Origin of the sequence: Streptomyces sp. NPDC057302 (assembly GCF_042667685.1) — a bacterium.
In the GTDB taxonomy this organism is placed as follows: Bacteria; Actinomycetota; Actinomycetes; order Streptomycetales; family Streptomycetaceae; genus Streptomyces.
Genome location: NZ_JBHUZJ010000127.1, coordinates 1 through 16,935, shown reverse-complemented (window position 1 = coordinate 16,935; position 16,935 = coordinate 1). Strand labels below are relative to the sequence as shown.

Sequence of the window (16,935 nt, the reverse complement as noted above, 5' to 3'; positions counted from 1 at the left end):
CACCGGGAGCGGGTGTCCGTACGCGGCTGCGCACCTGACGCTCCGTGAGGAGTACGCACGTCAGCCCGGTGACCTAACACGGTCACCGGGCTGACGCCTGTCCCGGGCGGGCGCGCGGCAGGTCAGCGGTCCGCGAAGACCATCCACACCTGGCCGGGCGCGAAGGGCATCCGCTCTCCGTTGGAGCGGGTGAAGGTCGTGCCGCCCGTGGCACTGGACCGCTTCCAGTGGGTCTTGTACGCCTTGCCGCCCCGCAGGACGGTCGCCCTGCCGCTGCCGACGGTCTTGATGTACGGCGTCGCCGCGCCGTTGACGTCCTTGTAGCGCGACGGAGGCATGTCCACGTACTGGATCACGATCGTCTTCGCGCCGAGCCGCGCCCCCGAGGTGCTGCGCGCCGGGACCCCGTCGAAGGACGCGAGCCAGCGGTGCTCCTGGGGCGACCAGCTGAAGGTGTGGCTGGCCGACGCGTAGCGGACGGTCCGCGACGTGGCGTGGGCGCCGCCGGCCGGGGCAGGACCGAAGCGGAAGCCGACGTCGCCGGGGATGTCGGCCTTGGGCGCCGAGCGCAGGACGGCACCGGGGCGGACGAAGAGGTTGTGCGGGGCGGGGCGGGCGGAGCTGCGGAAGTAGGCACCCGGGAGGCGGCCGTGCGAGCGGACGTACAGCGGGGAACGCTTGAGCATCTTGTTGAGCGAGCTGCGCACCCCCGAGTAGGCCAGGGCGGGGCGGCCGAACTGCCGCAGCAGCTCGACGTCGGACTCCCGGGCGCTGCGCACCGGGCCCACGTACTTCGGCAGGCGGCTGGAGTACACGCCCATCAGGCGGCTCATGCCGCCCTCGACCTTCTCCACGTAGACGATGTCCGCCTGGGCGAGACCGGTGTGCGGCCGCGCCATGCGCGCGTTGTCGAACTTCACCGCGAGCACCGGGCCCCGGGCGGCGCTCACCCCCGTGAAGGGCGACCGGTCGCCGGGCGGGGCTCCGGCGTCCGCCGGTGCGCTCTCGTGCGCGGCTCCCATGAGGAGCGCGCCCACGGCGACCGTGGCGAGGAGTCTGGTGCCGATGCGGGTGCGGCGCCGGGCCCTAGCTGTCATCGCGGTTCTCCGTTCGTCCCCGAACGCGTGGTTCCGGGACCAGTCGTTCCTTGCAGTGGCAGCGGCAGTCCTTCCTCCGGGGCGCCCGCGGCGAACCCGGTTAGGGCCATCCAGCCGCCACGACTCACCGCAGCGGCGTACGTGCCGGGCCCTCCCGCGGGCCCGGCACGCTCCGCCGCCGTCAGGCGGTGTGCAGGGTCAGTCCGTACCGCCCGAGGATCTCGTTGATCGGCTGGTGCCAGGTCTCGCCACCGCCGCTGCAGTTGCCCCAGCCGCCCGACGTGACGCCCTGGGCCTGGTCGCCGCTGATGAACGAGCCGCCGGAGTCGCCCGGTTCGGCGCAGACGCTCGTCTTGGTCATCTGGTGGACGGCGCCCTGGCTGTAGTTCACCGTCTCGTTCTTGGCGAGCACGGAGCCGCAGTGCCAGTGCGTGGTGGAGCCGGAGCGGCAGATCGAGGCTCCGATCGGAGCCTCGGCCGAGCCGCGGACCAGCTGGTCGGAGACGGTGCCCCAGCCGAGGACGACCGGCACGGTCCACCAGCCGTTGCCCACGCTGACGTACGCGTAGTCGTTGTCGGGGAACGAAGAGCCCTGGAAGTTGCCGATGTTCGAGTTGTCCCAGCCGCGCACCGCGGCCCCCGCCTGCCCGCAGTGCCCTGCGGTGACGAACCCTCCGTGCACCGAGAAGCCGATGGAACAGCGGACGTTGCCGGTGTAGTACGGGTCGCCGCCCACGGTCCCTGCGGCGAAGGTGCTCGGCGCCTTGCCGACCGTCTCGACCTGGACGGGGCCCGCCTTCCTGGCGCGCTCGACGAAGCGTTGGACATCGTTGTCGTCCTTCTGAGCGGCGACGACGCTCACCACGACCTTGTTGCTCCGAGGCGCCACGTGCCAACTGCTGACGCCCTTGGGGGCGGACAGGGCGTCGATGCGTTCCTTGGCCGCGTCCAGTTCCTTCGCGCTGTGGCGGACCACGCGGACGGTGGCGCCGGTCTCGCGCAGGGCGTCGGTCCTGCCCGCGCTGGTGGTGGCGACGGTCAGCTTTCCGGTGGCCGCCTCGTACCAGGATCCGGCGTACGTCGATCCGGCGGCCCGCTGCGCCGCGCGGTCGACGCGTATCGCGCTCTTCTCGGAGGCGAGGCGCTCGCGCGCCTGACCGGCGGTGAGCCCGAGGTCGTCCTGCAAGGCGGTGAGCATGCCGGCGGACGCCGGGGGAGCGGAGGGTGCGGGGGCGGCGCTCGCGGTGGGGGCGAGTGCGGCGCTCGCCCAGGTGCCGACCAGGAGCAAGGAGGAGCAGGCGATGCGGACTCCGGTTCTGCGTCTCATGGCAGTGCCCTTTCTGTCGTTCCATCGGGGTGGGGAGGAACAGGGTGATGAGAGCGCTCTCACGATGAGTTCAGGCGGAGCATAAGAGCGGCCTGGCGGTCATGTCCATACCAACTCGGCGCCATCGACCGGCAATTGATGCCGGAAAACAATGTGAGCCACAGACTGGGTACGGTGTACGCTTTTCCTTCCGCCCGGTTCAGGCCAAGGAGCATCAGTGACGGTCACCCCCGCCGACAGCCACAACGTGATTCAGGTGCGAGGCGCCCGCGAGAACAACTTGCGCGACGTCTCGCTCGACATCCCCAAGCGCCGGCTCACCGTCTTCACCGGAGTCTCGGGCTCCGGAAAGTCCTCGCTCGTCTTCGGCACCATCGCCGCCGAGTCGCAGCGGCTGATCAACGAGACGTACACCGCGTTCATCCAGTCCTTCATGCCGAGCCAGGGCCGCCCCGACGTGGACGGCCTGCGCAATCTCAGCGCGGCGATCGTCGTCGACCAGGAGCGGATGGGCGCCAACTCGCGCTCCACGGTGGGCACCGCGACCGACGCCTACACCATGCTGAGGATCATTTTCAGCCGCCTCGGCGTCCCGAACATAGGCACGTCGGGCGCCTTCAGCTTCAATCTGCCCGAAGGCATGTGCCCCCAGTGCGAGGGCACCGGCGAGGCCTCCACGATCGACGTCGACCAGCTCCTGGACCGTGAGCTCTCGCTGAACGAGGGCGCGATCACCGTCCCGTACTACGCGGTGGACTCCTGGGGCTGGCAGATCCTGGTCAACTCCGGTTTCCACGACCCCGACAAGAAGCTCAAGGACTTCACCGAACAGGAGTGGGCCGACCTGCTGCACAAGGCCCCGGTCAAGGTGAAGGTGGGCTCGAACGGCTTCACGTACGAAGGCCTGATCGCCAAGATGCAGCGGACCTGGCTCGCCAAGGACCGCGACGCGCTCCAGTCCCACATCAAGGCCTTCGTGGACCGGGCCGTGGTGTTCGCCCGGTGCCCGCTCTGCGCGGGCACGCGCCTGACCGCGGCCGCGCTCTCGTCGCGGATCGACGGCCTGAACATCGCGGACTGCTCGTCGATGCAGATCAGCGATCTGGCCGGTTTCGTACGCGGACTCGACGACCCCGCGGTCGCGCCGCTCATCGCGAGCCTGCGCGAGCTGCTCGAATCGCTGGTCGAGATCGGGCTCGGCTATCTGAGCCTGGACCGCACCTCGGGATCGCTCTCCGGCGGCGAGGCGCAGCGGGTGAAGATGGTCCGCCATCTCGGCTCCAGCATCACCGACGTGACGTACGTCTTCGACGAGCCGACCATCGGCCTGCACCCGCACGACATCCGCCGCATGAACGACCTCCTGATCCGGCTGCGCGACAAGGGCAACACGGTGCTCGTGGTGGAGCACAAGCCCGAGGTCATCGCCATCGCCGACCATGTGGTGGACCTCGGCCCGGGGGCCGGCACGGCGGGCGGCGAGATCTGCTTCACCGGCGACGTGGCGGGGCTCCGCGCCTCCGGCACGCTGACCGGGCGGCATCTGGGGCACCGGGCCCAGCTGCGCGAGCAGGTGCGCGTGCCCAAGGGGCAGCTGTCCATCAAGGGCGCCGATCTGCACAACCTCAAGGACGTCGAGGTCGACATCCCGCTCGGGGTGCTCGCCGTGGTCACCGGGGTCGCCGGGTCCGGCAAGAGCTCCCTGATCCACGGCTATCTCTCCGGGCGCGACGGCGTCGTGGTCGCCGACCAGTCGCCGATCCGCGGCTCGCGCCGCTCGAACCCGGCGACCTACACCGGACTGCTCGGCCCGATCCGCACCGCCTTCGCCAAGGCCAACGGCGTCAAGGCGGCGCTGTTCAGCGCGAACTCCGAGGGCGCCTGCCCCAAGTGCAACGGCATCGGGCTCATCTATACCGACCTGGCGATGATGGCCGGCGTGGCGTCCATCTGCGAGGCCTGCGAGGGCGAGCGGTTCACGGCCGAGGTCCTCACCTACCGGCTGCGCGGCAAGAACATCAGCGAGGTCCTGGGGATGTCGGTCGCCGAGGCGTACGACTTCTTCCCCTCGGGTCAGGCGCACACCATCCTGGGGCGCCTCAGCGATGTCGGGCTCGGCTATCTGCGACTCGGCCAGCCGCTCAACACCCTCTCCGGGGGTGAGCGCCAGCGCCTCAAGCTCGCGATCCACATGGCCGAGAAGTCATCGACGTACGTCCTGGACGAACCGACCACCGGACTGCACCTGGCCGACGTGGACAAGCTGCTCGCGCTCCTGGACCGGCTCGTCGACGACGGCAACTCGGTGGTCGTCATCGAGCACCACCAGGCGGTCATGGCGCACGCCGACTGGATCATCGACATCGGCCCCGGCGGCGGTCACGACGGCGGCCGGGTGGTGTTCACGGGCACTCCCGCGACCCTGGTGGCCGAAGCGCGGACCGTGACGGCGCAGCACCTGCGGGAGTACGTCGGGGGCTGAGGCGGCCCCGCGGCGACAAGCCGATCGTGCTCGGGCCCGCTGTCCGCGTAGGGTGCGTGAATGAGCATGCTGGATGACGCCCGCGCGGGCATGAACCCTGAGATCCGGCCGCAGGACGACCTGTTCGGCCACGTCAACGGTCACTGGCTGGAGAACGAGCCGATCCCCGAGGATCGCTCCAGCTGGGGCCCCTTTGTGCAGTTGGTCGACACGGCCGAGGAACAAGTGAAGGTGATCATCCAGGACCTCGCGTCGGCCGCGTCGTCCGGCGCCGTCCCGGACGACGCGCGCAAGATCGCCACGCTGTACGCCTCCTTCATGGACGAGGAGACGATCGCCGCCCGCGGGCTCGCCCCGGCGCAGCCCCTGATCGACGCCGTCGCGGGGCTGCGGGACACCCGGGGGCTCGCGGCGTTCCTCGGCCGTTTCGAGCGGACCGGCGGCTCCGGTCTCTTCGGTACCTACATCGACTCGGACGACCGCGACTCCGACCGCTACCTCTTCAACGTCCTCCAGGGCGGGCTCGGCCTGCCCGACGAGTCGTACTACCGCGAAGAGAAGTTCGCCGAGATCCGCGAGAAGTACGTCGGCTACCTCACCGAACTCCTCACCCTCGGTCAGCACGCCTCGCCCGCCGAGGCCGCGCAGACGGTCCTCGCCCTGGAGACGCGGCTCGCCGCCGGTCACTGGGAGCGGTCCGAGACCCGCGACGTACAGAAGACCTACAACCTCCTCACGCTGCACGAACTGACCACCCTGGCACCGCACTTCGACTGGCGCGCCTATGCCGAGGGGCTCGGCGGCTCGGACGCCACCATCGCCGAGACGTGCGTGCGCCAGCCGTCCTACTTCCGTCACCTGTCCGCGGTCCTCGACGAGGTGCCGATCGAGCAGTGGCGGGACTGGGCGCTGGTCCGGGTGCTCCGCTCGTGTGCTCCGTACCTCACGGACGCGTTCGTCCGGAACAACTTCGAGTTCTACGGCCGCACCCTCAACGGCACGCCGGAGCTGCGCGCCCGGTGGAAGCGTGCGGTCGGCTTCGTCGAGGGCTCCATCGGTGAGGCCGTCGGCAAGGAGTACGTGGCGCGGCACTTCCCGCCGAGCTCCAAGGCGATGATGGACGACCTCGTCGCCAACCTCCTGGAGGCCTACCGCCAGTCGATCGCCCGCCTGGACTGGATGACGGACGAGACGAAGGAGCGGGCGTACGAGAAGCTCGCCACGTTCCGTCCCAAGATCGGCTACCCGGACAGCTTCCGCGACTACTCGGCGCTGGAGGTGTCCCCCGACGACCTGCTCGGCAACGCGCACGCGGCGGACGCCTTCGAGTCCGACCGGCAGCTCGCCAAGATCGGCTCCCCGGTCGACCGCGACGAGTGGTTCATGCTGCCGCAGACGGTCAACGCGTACTACAACCCGGGCACCAACGAGATCTGCTTCCCCGCGGGCATCCTGCAGAAGCCGTTTTTCTCGCCCGACGCCGACCCCGCCGAGAACTACGGCGGCATCGGCTCGGTCATCGGCCACGAGATCGGCCACGGCTTCGACGACCAGGGCGCGCAGTACGACGGCGCGGGCAATCTCAACGACTGGTGGACCGCCGCCGACAAGACCGCGTTCGAGGCGAAGTCGAAGGCGCTGGTCAAGCAGTACGACGCCTTCTCGCCGCGCAACCTGCCCGACGAGTTCGTCAACGGATCGCTGACCGTGGGCGAGAACATCGGCGACCTGGGCGGTCTGACCATCGGGCACACGGCGTACAAGATCGCTCTCAACGGCGGTCCGATGCCCACGAGCGACGGCACGACCGGCTCCCAGCGGCTCTTCATGAACTGGGCCTACTGCTGGCGCACCAAGCGCCGCAAGGAGCAGGAGCAGCAGTACCTCACCATCGACCCGCACTCGCCGCCGGAGTTCCGGGCCAACATCGTCCGCAACCTGGACGAGTTCCACGAGGCGTTCGGGACGGCGCAGGGCGACGGGCTCTGGCTGGACCGGGAGGAGCGCGTCCGGATCTGGTGACGTCGCGGCGGCCGCGGTGCTCGCGCCGCGGCCGCCGGTGGTCCGTGCGGCCCGCCCCGGTCGTCCTCCTCGTCAGTCCGCCGTGCCGTGGTCGGCGGAGAACGCCGGGTGTTCGCGCAGACGGCGGACGTAGGCGCGGACGTGGGGGTAGGGGTGCGTGGCCTCGGTCTCGCTCGGGGGTAGGTGGGTGAGCGTCGCCCACAAGTGGACGTCCGCCGCGGTGAGTTCGTCGCCCACGACGTACGAGTGGGAGGCCAGGCGGTGGTCGAGCCGGGCCAGCGTGGTGGGGGTGAAAGGCGCGGCGAGGCGTTCGTGCCAGGCGTCGATCCGTCCTGCCAGGGACGGCGGGCGCAGGAGGGTGAGCGGGCCGCTGCCGTGCGCGGCCAGGCGGCAGGCGAGGTCGCGCAGGATGTCGGGCGTGTGATTGCTGACGACGTGCCCGCTCCACCGGTCGCACAGGGCGGGAACGGTCAGCGGGCCGTCGAAGTGGTGCTCGGTGGCCTCGTAATAGCGGTGGAGCGAGTCGAACGCAGCCGTCGCCGTGTCCGGTGTCAGGAGCGTCGTCGTGACCGCGTCCCTGAGTCCGAGCAGATCGAGGGTGATCGAGACGCGCAGGGAACGGGGACATCCCGCCGAGAGATACAAGTGATAGCGGTGAGGGGCCGGATAGAAGCCGCCCGCCAGGTCGGCGCCGATGCGGCTGCGGATCGGCGCGGGACAGACACCGCGAGGCGAGCGCGCATCCTTGGGGGAAGCGGGGCGGGAGCGGGGCGACGTGGTCTCGGGCATGGCTCTGGCTCTCCAGACGGGTGAGGGGACACCGGCCGCGCGCGGGCGCCGGTGGCACAGCGGAGGGAGAGGGGGAGACGTCTCTCCTGCGTGGACGTCACATCTGGTGCGTGGATGTCACTCCGCTGGAACCGATGCGCTGCAGACACGCAGCAGGTCGATGTGCAGCCGTCTGGTCAGGACGCGGGGGCGGGGCCTGGGCACGGACAGCGAAGGTCGCCGGGTGCTGTTCCGCTCACCGACCGCCCTGGACATGTCCACCAGCCCTGCCGTTGAAGCCCGTTGAAGCCCGCTGTGTCCGGGGCCGATGACCCGCTCGGGCAGGGACTCTGCCGGGCGGGCGCTCACCGTCGTGACCTTCCCCGGAAGTCTGGGCCGGTTGTCCGGCGCCGTCAAGAAGGCCGTGGAAGTCGCGGCCGGGAAGCGGAACAGAAGGAGTGGCCCGGCGGTTGTCCCTGACGGAGACGGACGACGAGGCACGTACGGCGATGTGAGTACGCCCATGATCGACGGGCATTGCGCACGGCTACGACCTCACGTAACGTCCCCGAGCAGGTTACGAGTGTCAGCGTCAAGCCCTGGCTTGCTGACCGGCAACCCTCCCACGCGGCGGGGTGCTCCAGGTGAGGACCAGGCGGTGCCCGTCCGGGCCCCGCAAGCGCGAGACCGGTGGGGCCCAGGGCCCGCCGGGCCGGAAGGGCGGAGGTGACGGACGTGCCACTGGTGCCGCCCGTGCCCGCGCAGCACTTCCTTGCGCCCGCCCCGCACTGCCTGGCGTCCACCGAGCACTTCTCGGTGCCCGCCCCGCGTGTCCTGGTGATCGCCCCGAGCCGCCAGGTGCATCTGTACTCCCGGCCGCACATCGACCTCCAGCGCGTCGCCGGCGCGCTCTGTCGTTCCTGACCCGTCACCCCGCCGCCGCACCCTCGGAGCCGAGGGGCCGGTGTACTCGTACGGTCGAATCAGGAAGGCACTCCTGTCGTGTCGTCATCACCTTCACCTTCATCCGCCCTGCCCGCTCCCGCTCCTTCCACCGCGCTGCACCTCGCCGTCGCGCTCGACGGCGCGGGCTGGCACCCGGCCGCCTGGCGCGAACCGGCGTCCCGCCCACGGGAGTTGCTCACCGCTCAGTACTGGGCGGACTTGGTCACCGAGGCCGAACGCGGTCTGCTCGACTTCGTGACGATCGAGGACGGGCTCGGACTCCAGTCCTCGCACTTCACCGAACCCGACGGACGCACGGACCAGGTCAGAGGGCGGCTCGACGCCGTCCTCATCGCCGCCCGTGTCGCCCCGCTGACCAGCCACATCGGCCTCGTGCCGACCGTGGTGGCCACCCACACGGAGCCCTTCCACATATCCAAGGCGATCGCCACGCTCGACTACGTCAGTGAGGGCCGCGCAGGCGTACGGGTGCAGGTGTCCGCGCGTCGGAACGAGGCCGCGCACTTCGGACGCCGCACGCTTCCCGCCCTCGATTCCGTCGAGGACCTCGGCAGGCCGGACGTACGGGAGTTGACCTTCGACCTCTTCGACGAGGCGGCCGACCACGTCGAAGCCGTGCGCAGGCTCTGGGACAGCTGGGAGGACGACGCGGAGATCAGGGACGTCGCCACCGGCCGTTTCGTCGACCGCGACAAGCTCCACTACATCGACTTCGAGGGCAAGCACTTCAGCGTCAAGGGCCCTTCGATCACGCCCCGGCCGCCGCAGGGCCGCCCTCTCGTCAGCGCGCTCGCCCACGAGACGCCCACCGACGCCCCGTTCCGGCTCCTCGGCCGCTCGGCCGACATCGGATACGTCACCCCGCGCGACGCCGGGCACGCACACGCCATCGTCACGGCGGTGCGAGCGGAACAGGACGCCGCAGGGCGGGCCGACGAGCCCCTGCATCTCTTCGGGGACCTGGTGGTGTTCCTCGACGACGACCCGGGCGCCGCCGAAGCCCGCAGGGAGCGTCTGGACGCCCTCGCCGGTCAGCCGTACACCAGCGACGCGCGGGTGTTCACCGGAACACCCGCCCAACTGGCCGACCTGCTTCGGGAGTTGGCCGGCGCCGGGCTGTCCGGATTCCGGCTGCGTCCCGCCGTCGTCGGCCACGACCTCCCGGCGATCACCCGGGGTCTCGTGCCCGAACTCCAGCGCCGCGACGCCTTCCGGCACGCGTACGAAGCCGACACCCTGCGCGGACTCCTCGGCCTCCAGCGCCCCGCGAGCCGCTACGCCGCCACCGCCTGAGCCGGACCGGAAGGAACCCCGTCATGAGCAAGTCACCGGACAAGCCGCTCAAGCAGATCCACCTCGCGGCGCACTTCCCCGGCGTCAACAACACCACCGTATGGAGCGACCCCGAGGCCGGAAGCCACATCGAGTTCAGCTCCTTCGCGCACTTCGCACGGACCGCCGAGCGCGCCAAGTTCGACTTCCTGTTCCTCGCCGAGGGGCTGCGGCTGCGCGAACAGGGCGGCAAGATCTACGACTTGGATGTCGTCGGCCGCCCCGACACCTTCGCCGTCCTCACCGCGCTCGCCGCCGTCACCGAACACCTCGGCCTGACCGGCACCATCAACTCCACGTTCAACGAGCCCTACGAAGTGGCCCGGCAGTTCGCCAGCCTGGACCATCTCTCGGGTGGCCGCGCCGCCTGGAACGTCGTGACCTCCTGGGACGCCTTCACCGGCGAGAACTTCCGCCGCGGGGGCTTCCTCCCGCAGGAGGAGCGGTACTCCCGGGCGAAGGAATTCCTCGGCACGGCGAACGAGCTGTTCGACTCCTGGCGCGGGGACGAGATCGTCGCCGACCAGGAGAGCGGCACCTTCCTGCGCGACGCGCAAGCGGGAGCCTTCGTCCACCAAGGGCAACACTTCGACATCCAGGGGCAGTTCAACGTCCCGCGCAGCCCGCAGGGACGTCCGGTCGTCTTCCAGGCGGGCGATTCGGAGGAGGGGCGCGAGTTCGCGGCCGCCGGCGCGGACGCGATCTTCAGCCGGTACAGCACGCTCAAGGAAGGCCAGGAGTTCTACACGGACGTCAAGGGCCGCCTGGCCCGCCACGGCCGCACCCACGACCAGCTCCTGATCCTGCCCGCCGCGACCTTCGTCCTCGGGGACACGGACACCGAGGCCGAGGAACTCTCCCGCGAGGTGCGGCGCAAGCAGGTCAGCGGCGCCACCGCCATCAAGCACCTGGAGTTCGTCTGGAACCGCGACCTCTCCGCGTACGACCCGGAGGGCCCGCTGCCCGACATCGACCCGGACATCGGCGAACACACCATCGCCCGCGGGCGTGCCCAGGTGCGGATGTACCGCGACCCGCTGGCCACCGCCCGGGAGTGGCGCGAGCTCGCCGCCGCCAACAAGTGGTCCATCCGTGACCTCGTCATCGAGACCGGCAACCGCCAGTCCTTCGTCGGCTCCCCCTCCACCGTCGCCGAGACGATCAACTCCTTCGTCCAGGCCGACGCCTCCGACGGCTTCATCCTCGTCCCGCACATCACCCCCGGCGGCCTCGACGCCTTCGCCGACACCGTGGTCCCGCTGCTCCAGGAGCGTGGCGTGTTCCGCAAGGAGTACGAGGGCACCACCCTGCGCGACCACCTCGGTCTCGCCCACCCTGACACCGGGGCGCGCTTCTCCGAACCCGCGCCCGTGCCCACCCGCGAGCCCGTACCCGCCGACCACTGAGGAGGTCCACCGCACATGTCATCCATCCCTCTCGGCGTCCTCGACCTGGTCCCGGTCTCGTCCGGCTCCACCGCGGCCAAGGCGCTGCACAACTCCATCGACCTGGCCCGGCAGACCGAGCGATTCGGCTACGCCCGCTACTGGTTCGCCGAGCATCACCTCAACCCGGGCGTGGCCGGCACATCGCCCGCGGTCGTCCTCGCCCTGACCGCCGCCGCGACCTCGACGATCCGGCTGGGGGCAGGGGCCGTACAGCTCGGTCACCGCACCGCTCTGTCCACGGTCGAGGAGTTCGGCCTGATCGACGCCCTGCATCCCGGGCGCCTGGACCTCGGGCTCGGCCGCTCGGGCGGCAAGCCGCCGGCAACGTCCGCCGCTCCGACGCCGACCGCTACCCCCGTCGTCGACGGCCGCGCCCCCAACGGGCTGCGGATCCCGCCGCGCTTCTCCTACGAGCATCTGCTGGGCTCGCCCCGCGTCGCCCTCCAGCGCAAGCTGCTCCAGCTCCCGAACGCCGAGTCGCAGGACTACGGGGAGCAGATCGACGACATCCTGGCGCTGCTCGCGGGGACGTATCGCTCCGCGGACGGCATCGAGGCGCACGTCGTCCCCGGCGAGGGCGCCGACATCCAGGTGTGGATCCTGGGCAGCAGCGGCGGCCAGAGCGCGGACGTCGCGGGCCGCAACGGACTGCCCTTCGCGGCGAATTACCACGTCAGTCCGGGTACGGTGCTCGAAGCCGCGGAGGGCTACCGCGCCGCGTTCCAGCCGTCCGACGTACTCGACAAGCCCTACGTCACCGTCTCCGCGGACGTCGTCGTCGCAGAGGACGACGAGACCGCCCGCGAACTCGCCGCGGGCTACGCCCCGTGGGTGCGCAGCATCCGCAATGCCGAGGGCGCCATCCAGTACCCGACGCCGGAAGAGGCGCGGAGGCACCACTGGACCGACGCGGACCGTGCGCTGGTGCGGGACCGCACCGACACCCAGTTCACCGGCACCCCGGGGCGCGTCGCGGACCTCCTGGAACAGCTCCAGGAGGCCACCGGCGCCGACGAGTTGCTCATCACGACCATCACCCACGGCCACGCGGACCGGGTGCGCTCCTACGAACTGCTCGCCGAGGAGTGGCGGCGCAGGTGACGTGTGTCCGTCCGCCGGGCTTCACGCGCCCGGCGGACGGTCGCGGTCACGCGATGGGCCAGCAGTTGTACGCGTTGTAGTTGACGCCGTTGCAGCCGAACCACTTGCCGTAGAGGCAGGGGCCGATGTCGCTCCAGTAGCCGTGACAGCACGCCAGGCAGGTGAAGCCCCCGTACCCGTCGCTCACACAGGCCGAGCTGCCGTCCACGCACTGGGCCTGGGCCTGCGGCGTGGCCTGGGGCGGTGTGCCCTGCGGGGCGACGCCCCAGGTGAGGGAGCCGGCCGCCGGGCCCTTGGGAGCCGGGCCCTGAGGTGAGGGAACCGGGCCCTGAGGCGCCGGGCCCCGCTGAGCGGGCTGGGCGTGCGCCGACGCCGCGCACGGTGAGGGTGAGGGAGCGGCGGCGCCCATGCGCGCGTAGTGGCCCAGGAGCGTGGCCAGAACGGCGTGTTCGGGGGAGTCGGACTCCTTGAGGGTGAGCTGGACGAGGCTGTGCGTGTGCTCGTCGCAGGGCACCTGCCGCAGCAGCTCCACCCGGTCGATGAGGGCCACGGGGATGGTCGTCCAGTCCTGACATGTCGTGCCGGGAGCGAACTGGACGCTGTCCGCGGCCTCCTCGGACTGCTTGACCATCCCTACGATCACGGGTTTCTCGCGGACCGAGTCCGACGCGAGTGCCTGAAGGAATTCCTCGCCGCTGAACGACCTGGGCATGTGTCTCCTCTCGGCGCCACGCGGGCGCCAGCCGATGTCACGAGGTTCGCGTGATCGGCGAGAGCGGCACAACGGTGGCGGAAGCAGTCGGTCCGGATAGGTGAATCCGCCGCGTGCGCTGGGGCGTTATCCCAGGGCCGCGCGCCGGGGCAGGAGCTACCGCGCGCAGTACCGGATGGGTCCCTATCCGCTGCGGCCCCCGAGCACGATCGTGCGCGCGATGTCCAGGGTGAGGCGCTGCCACGGGTCCTGGGGGTCGCGGGAGGTGAGGTCGCGGACGCGGCGCAGGCGGTAGCGCACGGACTGCGGGTGGAGGTGGAGTGCGCGGGCGGCGGCGTTGGCGGAGCCGGTGTCGATGTACGCGGTGAGCGCTTCCAGGAGGTGGCGCCGGGCGCCGTCGACGAGGGGGCCGAGGACGATGCGGCCGATCTGGTCGGGGCTCACCACGGGGTGGCCCGCGAGCAGGGCAAGGACGTGCGCGTCGGCGTCGGTGAGGACCCGGTCGGTGTGGTGGGCGTGCGGGGGAGCGGTGTCCAGGGCGCCCGTGGCCAGGCGGTGGGCGACCGCGACGCGGTCCAGACTTTCACCCGAGATGACGCAGCCGCGCAGGGCGTGCCTGCGCAGGACGTCCGGTACGGCGTCGGCGGACGCGGCAGGAAGGAGCAGGACGGCGCGCGAACCGTGCGTCGTCGCCAGGGATGTGCCGTGGGCCGCGTCGCCCCCGAGAGCCGTGAGCAGCGCGGTCGACGCGGTGAGCGAGATGTCGGACGGGCCGCCGTCCATGGCCTTGGCATCCACCGGTTCCGCCACCAACAGGCTGTAACGCTCCGGGAGTTGCACCCCAAGTCGTGCCGCCCTCGCGCCGAGCGTGCCCAGCGACGCGTGCCGGCCGGCGATCAGGTCGTCGAGCAGCAGTTGCAGCGACCTGTCCCGGTCGCCCGTGAGGCGCTCGCTGGTGGCCGCGTACGCCGTCGTCATCTCCTCGGAGATGGTGTCCATGGCGGTGAGAAGGAGCTGGGCGAGCGCGAAGGCGTCCTTCGCGGACAGTTGCGGCGCGCGGGCCGCGACCTCGTCCGTGAGCACCGCTGCCGCGACCCGGTAGGCGCGAAGGACGGCCTGCAAGGGACGGCCGTCCGCCGCGCGCGCCGCCGCGATCCCCCTGAAGCGCCGCAGATCCGCGTCGCCGATCGCGCCGCCCGTGACCCAGTGGTCGAGGAGACGGTCCGTCGCCCACGCCGCGATGGCCCGCACCTCGGGGAGCCTGCCGCCGTCGAGCGCCGTGTAGGCCGGAACCTGCTCGTGCACCGCGTCGACGACCGCCTCGACGAGGCGGGGATCGGTCAGGAGTTGTTGGCGGACGCGTTCCCGCTTGTTTGTCACAAGGTGATGGTCCCATCGGAAAAGAGTGCGTACGACCATGGACGGGGCTTGTCACTGTGGCAAGGATCGTCGGGTAGACAGTGCCCTCTCGCGCTGTCCCAAGCAGTCTCACGGCCACCGGACGGGACCCTCACATGACGACGCCGAACTGGGCGGACTTCCAGTACGAGATCTACCTCAACGGCATGACGGGCGCCGTACCCCGCCTGCCCACCGACCTGACGCGCCTCGAAGAGCTGACCGAGCAGCGGCTCGGTCCCGGACCGGTCGGCTATGTCTCGGGGAGCGCGGGCAACGGCAGCACGGCCCGCGCCAACCGGGAGGCACTGGAACGGCGCCGGATCGTGCCGCGCATGCTGCGCGACGTGCACGAACGCGATCTGTCCGTCGAGGTGCTCGGCCACCGGCTGCCCGCGCCGCTCGCCCTCGCCCCCGTAGGCGTCCTGTCGATCATGCACCCGGAGGGCGAGTCCGCCGCCGCACGCGCGGCAGCGGCCCGCGGCGTCCCGTACATCCTCTCCTCGGCCTCCAGCACCCCCATGGAGCAGGTCGCCAAGGAGATGGGGGACGCGCAGCGGTGGTTCCAGCTGTACTGGGCCAAGGACCGTGACGTCACCAAGAGCTTCCTGGACCGGGCCAAGGCCTCGGGCTTCACGGCGCTGGTCGTCACGCTCGACACCCCGCTGCTCGCCTGGCGGCCTCGCGACCTCGACCAGGCGTATCTGCCCTTCCTGCACGGCGTGGGCACCGCCAACTACTTCAGCGACCCCGCGTTCCAGGCGGGCCTTGCCAAGCCGGTGCACGAGGACCCGAACGCCGCCGTGATGCACTTCGTCGGCATGTTCGCCGACCCCGCGAAGACCTGGCCGGACCTGGCGTTCCTGCGCGAGAACTGGGACGGCCCGATCGTGCTCAAGGGCATCCTGCACCCGGACGACGCGCGCCGCGCCGCCGACGCGGGCATGGACGGGGTGGTGGTCTCCAACCACGGCGGCCGACAGGTCGCGGGTTCCGTGGCGGCGGCCGACGCGCTGCCGCGCGTCGTGGAGGCGGTCGGCGACCGGCTCTCCGTCCTGTTCGACAGCGGGATCCGCACCGGCGACGACATCTTCAAGGCGCTCGCGCTCGGCGCCGAGGCCGTCCTGGTGGGGCGGCCGTACGCCTACGGGCTCGGCCTCGACGGCCAGGCGGGCGTCGACCACGTGATCCGCTGTCTGCTGGCCGAACTCGACCTCACCCTGGCCCTGTCCGGACACGCGGGGCCCGCCACGCTCACCCCCGACGACCTGATCGAGGAGACCGCATGACCACCGTGAAGAACGTCCTCGCCATCGTCTCGCCCCACGTGGGCGGCCGTGCCGCGGGAGGCGCACTGGCCGGGCTGCTGCCCGGGACGGCGCACGTAACTGTCGTGGAATCCGCCGACGAGGATCCGGCCGCCCTGCACGCGGCACACGTCATCATCACCGGCCTCGCGCCCGTCACCGCCGAACACATCGCCGCGGCGCCCGACCTCGAAGTCGTCCAGTGCGCGAGCCACGGCTTCGACTACGTCGACGTGGAAGCGGCCCGCGCGCGCTCCGTCTCCGTCTGCTCGATCGGCTCCAGCGGCGCCGAGAAGCAGAACGTGGCGGAACAGACCTTCGCCCTCATGCTCGCCCTCGCCAAGCAGCTGATCCCGGCGCACACCGCTCTCGTCGAGGCCGACTGGGCGCTGCCCCGCCTCCAGCAGTCCATCACGGAGCTCTCCGGCAAGACGCTCGGCATCGTAGGACTCGGCCACATCGGCGAGGAAGTCGCCCGCCGCGCGGTCGTGTTCGACATGAGCATCGTCTACGCGGGACCCAGGCGGGCGGCGGCGGAGACCGAGAACAGCCTCGGCGGCGCGCGCCACGTCGAACTCGACGAGCTCCTGCGCACGTCCGACTACGTCACGCTGCACGCCCCGCTCACCCAGGCCACCCGCCACCTCCTGGACGCCGGACGCCTGGCCCTCCTGAAGCCGACGGCCTTCGTCATCAACACGTCGAGGGGCGCGCTCATCGACCAGGACGCCCTCGCCGACGCGCTCACCGCGGGCACGCTGGCAGGGGCGGGCATCGACGTCTTCGACCCGGAACCGCCCACGGCCGCGCTGCGGCTGCTCAAGGCGCCGAACGTGGTGCTGTCCCCGCATGTCGCGGGCGTGACCCGCGAGACGCTGGTCCGCATCGGTCTCGCCGCGATCCAGAACGTCGTGGGCCACCTGGAGGGCAAGCCACTGGCGGACGTGGTGTCCTGACAACCCATCAGTCGCCGGT

General features: G+C 71.0%; 13 protein-coding genes and 1 riboswitch. Of the genes, 8 read left to right on the top strand and 5 right to left on the bottom strand.

Going from position 1 to position 16,935, the window contains the following annotated elements; genetic code table 11:
• Nucleotides 1-122 precede the first annotated feature (122 nt).
• Together ACFUPX_RS42165 and ACFUPX_RS42160 are read right to left on the bottom strand one after the other, a co-directional pair.
• Nucleotides 123-1,097, bottom strand: a complete 975-nt coding sequence (locus ACFUPX_RS42165) for a DUF3048 domain-containing protein (RefSeq protein ID WP_383334699.1) — start codon at nucleotides 1,095-1,097, stop codon at nucleotides 123-125.
• Nucleotides 1,098-1,278: 181 nt separating this feature from the next.
• On the bottom strand, nucleotides 1,279-2,424 hold the full coding sequence (locus tag ACFUPX_RS42160) for a S1 family peptidase (protein WP_383334697.1): 1,146 nt from the start codon (nucleotides 2,422-2,424) through the stop codon (nucleotides 1,279-1,281).
• A gap of 217 nt (nucleotides 2,425-2,641) precedes the next feature.
• Here ACFUPX_RS42160 and ACFUPX_RS42155 point away from each other — a divergent pair, with 217 nt between their 5' ends.
• Both ACFUPX_RS42155 and ACFUPX_RS42150 read left to right on the top strand, forming a co-directional pair.
• Complete coding sequence (locus tag ACFUPX_RS42155) at nucleotides 2,642-4,906, top strand: ATP-binding cassette domain-containing protein (RefSeq protein WP_383334695.1); 2,265 nt, start codon at nucleotides 2,642-2,644, stop codon at nucleotides 4,904-4,906.
• A gap of 60 nt (nucleotides 4,907-4,966) precedes the next feature.
• Nucleotides 4,967-6,928: a M13 family metallopeptidase gene (locus tag ACFUPX_RS42150; protein WP_383334693.1), complete on the top strand. Its 1,962-nt coding sequence runs from the start codon at nucleotides 4,967-4,969 to the stop codon at nucleotides 6,926-6,928.
• A 72-nt stretch (nucleotides 6,929-7,000) separates the two neighbouring features.
• Here ACFUPX_RS42150 and ACFUPX_RS42145 read toward each other — a convergent pair whose 3' ends face one another.
• Nucleotides 7,001-7,717, bottom strand: a complete 717-nt coding sequence (locus tag ACFUPX_RS42145; RefSeq protein ID WP_383334691.1) for a glutathione binding-like protein — start codon at nucleotides 7,715-7,717, stop codon at nucleotides 7,001-7,003.
• A 554-nt stretch (nucleotides 7,718-8,271) separates the two neighbouring features.
• A riboswitch (SAM riboswitch) is annotated at nucleotides 8,272-8,384 on the top strand.
• Between the two features lie 47 nt (nucleotides 8,385-8,431).
• Here ACFUPX_RS42145 and ACFUPX_RS42140 point away from each other — a divergent pair.
• The 4 genes from ACFUPX_RS42140 to ACFUPX_RS42125 all read left to right on the top strand — a co-directional run bounded on the left by ACFUPX_RS42140 (nucleotide 8,432) and on the right by ACFUPX_RS42125 (nucleotide 12,543).
• Nucleotides 8,432-8,620: a putative leader peptide gene (locus ACFUPX_RS42140; RefSeq protein WP_383334689.1), complete on the top strand. Its 189-nt coding sequence runs from the start codon at nucleotides 8,432-8,434 to the stop codon at nucleotides 8,618-8,620.
• 78 nt (nucleotides 8,621-8,698) lie between these two features.
• Complete coding sequence (locus ACFUPX_RS42135) at nucleotides 8,699-9,955, top strand: LLM class flavin-dependent oxidoreductase (protein ID WP_383334687.1); 1,257 nt, start codon at nucleotides 8,699-8,701, stop codon at nucleotides 9,953-9,955.
• A gap of 23 nt (nucleotides 9,956-9,978) precedes the next feature.
• Nucleotides 9,979-11,400, top strand: a complete 1,422-nt coding sequence (locus tag ACFUPX_RS42130) for an NtaA/DmoA family FMN-dependent monooxygenase (protein ID WP_383334685.1) — start codon at nucleotides 9,979-9,981, stop codon at nucleotides 11,398-11,400.
• Nucleotides 11,401-11,415: 15 nt separating this feature from the next.
• The gene (locus ACFUPX_RS42125) at nucleotides 11,416-12,543 is read left to right on the top strand and encodes an LLM class flavin-dependent oxidoreductase (RefSeq protein WP_383334683.1); all 1,128 of its coding nucleotides are present in this window, start codon (nucleotides 11,416-11,418) and stop codon (nucleotides 12,541-12,543) included.
• Between the two features lie 46 nt (nucleotides 12,544-12,589).
• Here the strand turns inward: ACFUPX_RS42125 and ACFUPX_RS42120 are convergent, their stop codons facing one another.
• Together ACFUPX_RS42120 and ACFUPX_RS42115 are read right to left on the bottom strand one after the other, a co-directional pair.
• Nucleotides 12,590-13,255 carry a hypothetical protein gene (locus ACFUPX_RS42120; RefSeq protein ID WP_383334681.1) on the bottom strand — a complete coding sequence of 222 codons (666 nt, stop codon included), beginning with the start codon at nucleotides 13,253-13,255 and terminating at the stop codon, nucleotides 12,590-12,592.
• 183 nt (nucleotides 13,256-13,438) lie between these two features.
• Nucleotides 13,439-14,635 (bottom strand): PucR family transcriptional regulator, encoded by a 1,197-nt coding sequence (locus ACFUPX_RS42115; RefSeq protein WP_383334679.1) that lies wholly within the window; start codon nucleotides 14,633-14,635, stop codon nucleotides 13,439-13,441.
• 134 nt (nucleotides 14,636-14,769) lie between these two features.
• Here ACFUPX_RS42115 and ACFUPX_RS42110 point away from each other — a divergent pair, with 134 nt between their 5' ends.
• Both ACFUPX_RS42110 and ACFUPX_RS42105 read left to right on the top strand, forming a co-directional pair.
• The gene (locus tag ACFUPX_RS42110; RefSeq protein ID WP_383334677.1) at nucleotides 14,770-15,942 is read left to right on the top strand and encodes a lactate 2-monooxygenase; all 1,173 of its coding nucleotides are present in this window, start codon (nucleotides 14,770-14,772) and stop codon (nucleotides 15,940-15,942) included.
• Nucleotides 15,939-16,916, top strand: a complete 978-nt coding sequence (locus ACFUPX_RS42105) for a 2-hydroxyacid dehydrogenase (RefSeq protein WP_383334675.1) — start codon at nucleotides 15,939-15,941, stop codon at nucleotides 16,914-16,916. Before ACFUPX_RS42110 ends, ACFUPX_RS42105 begins: the two co-directional genes overlap by 4 nt.
• The last annotated feature ends 19 nt before the right edge of the window (nucleotides 16,917-16,935 follow it).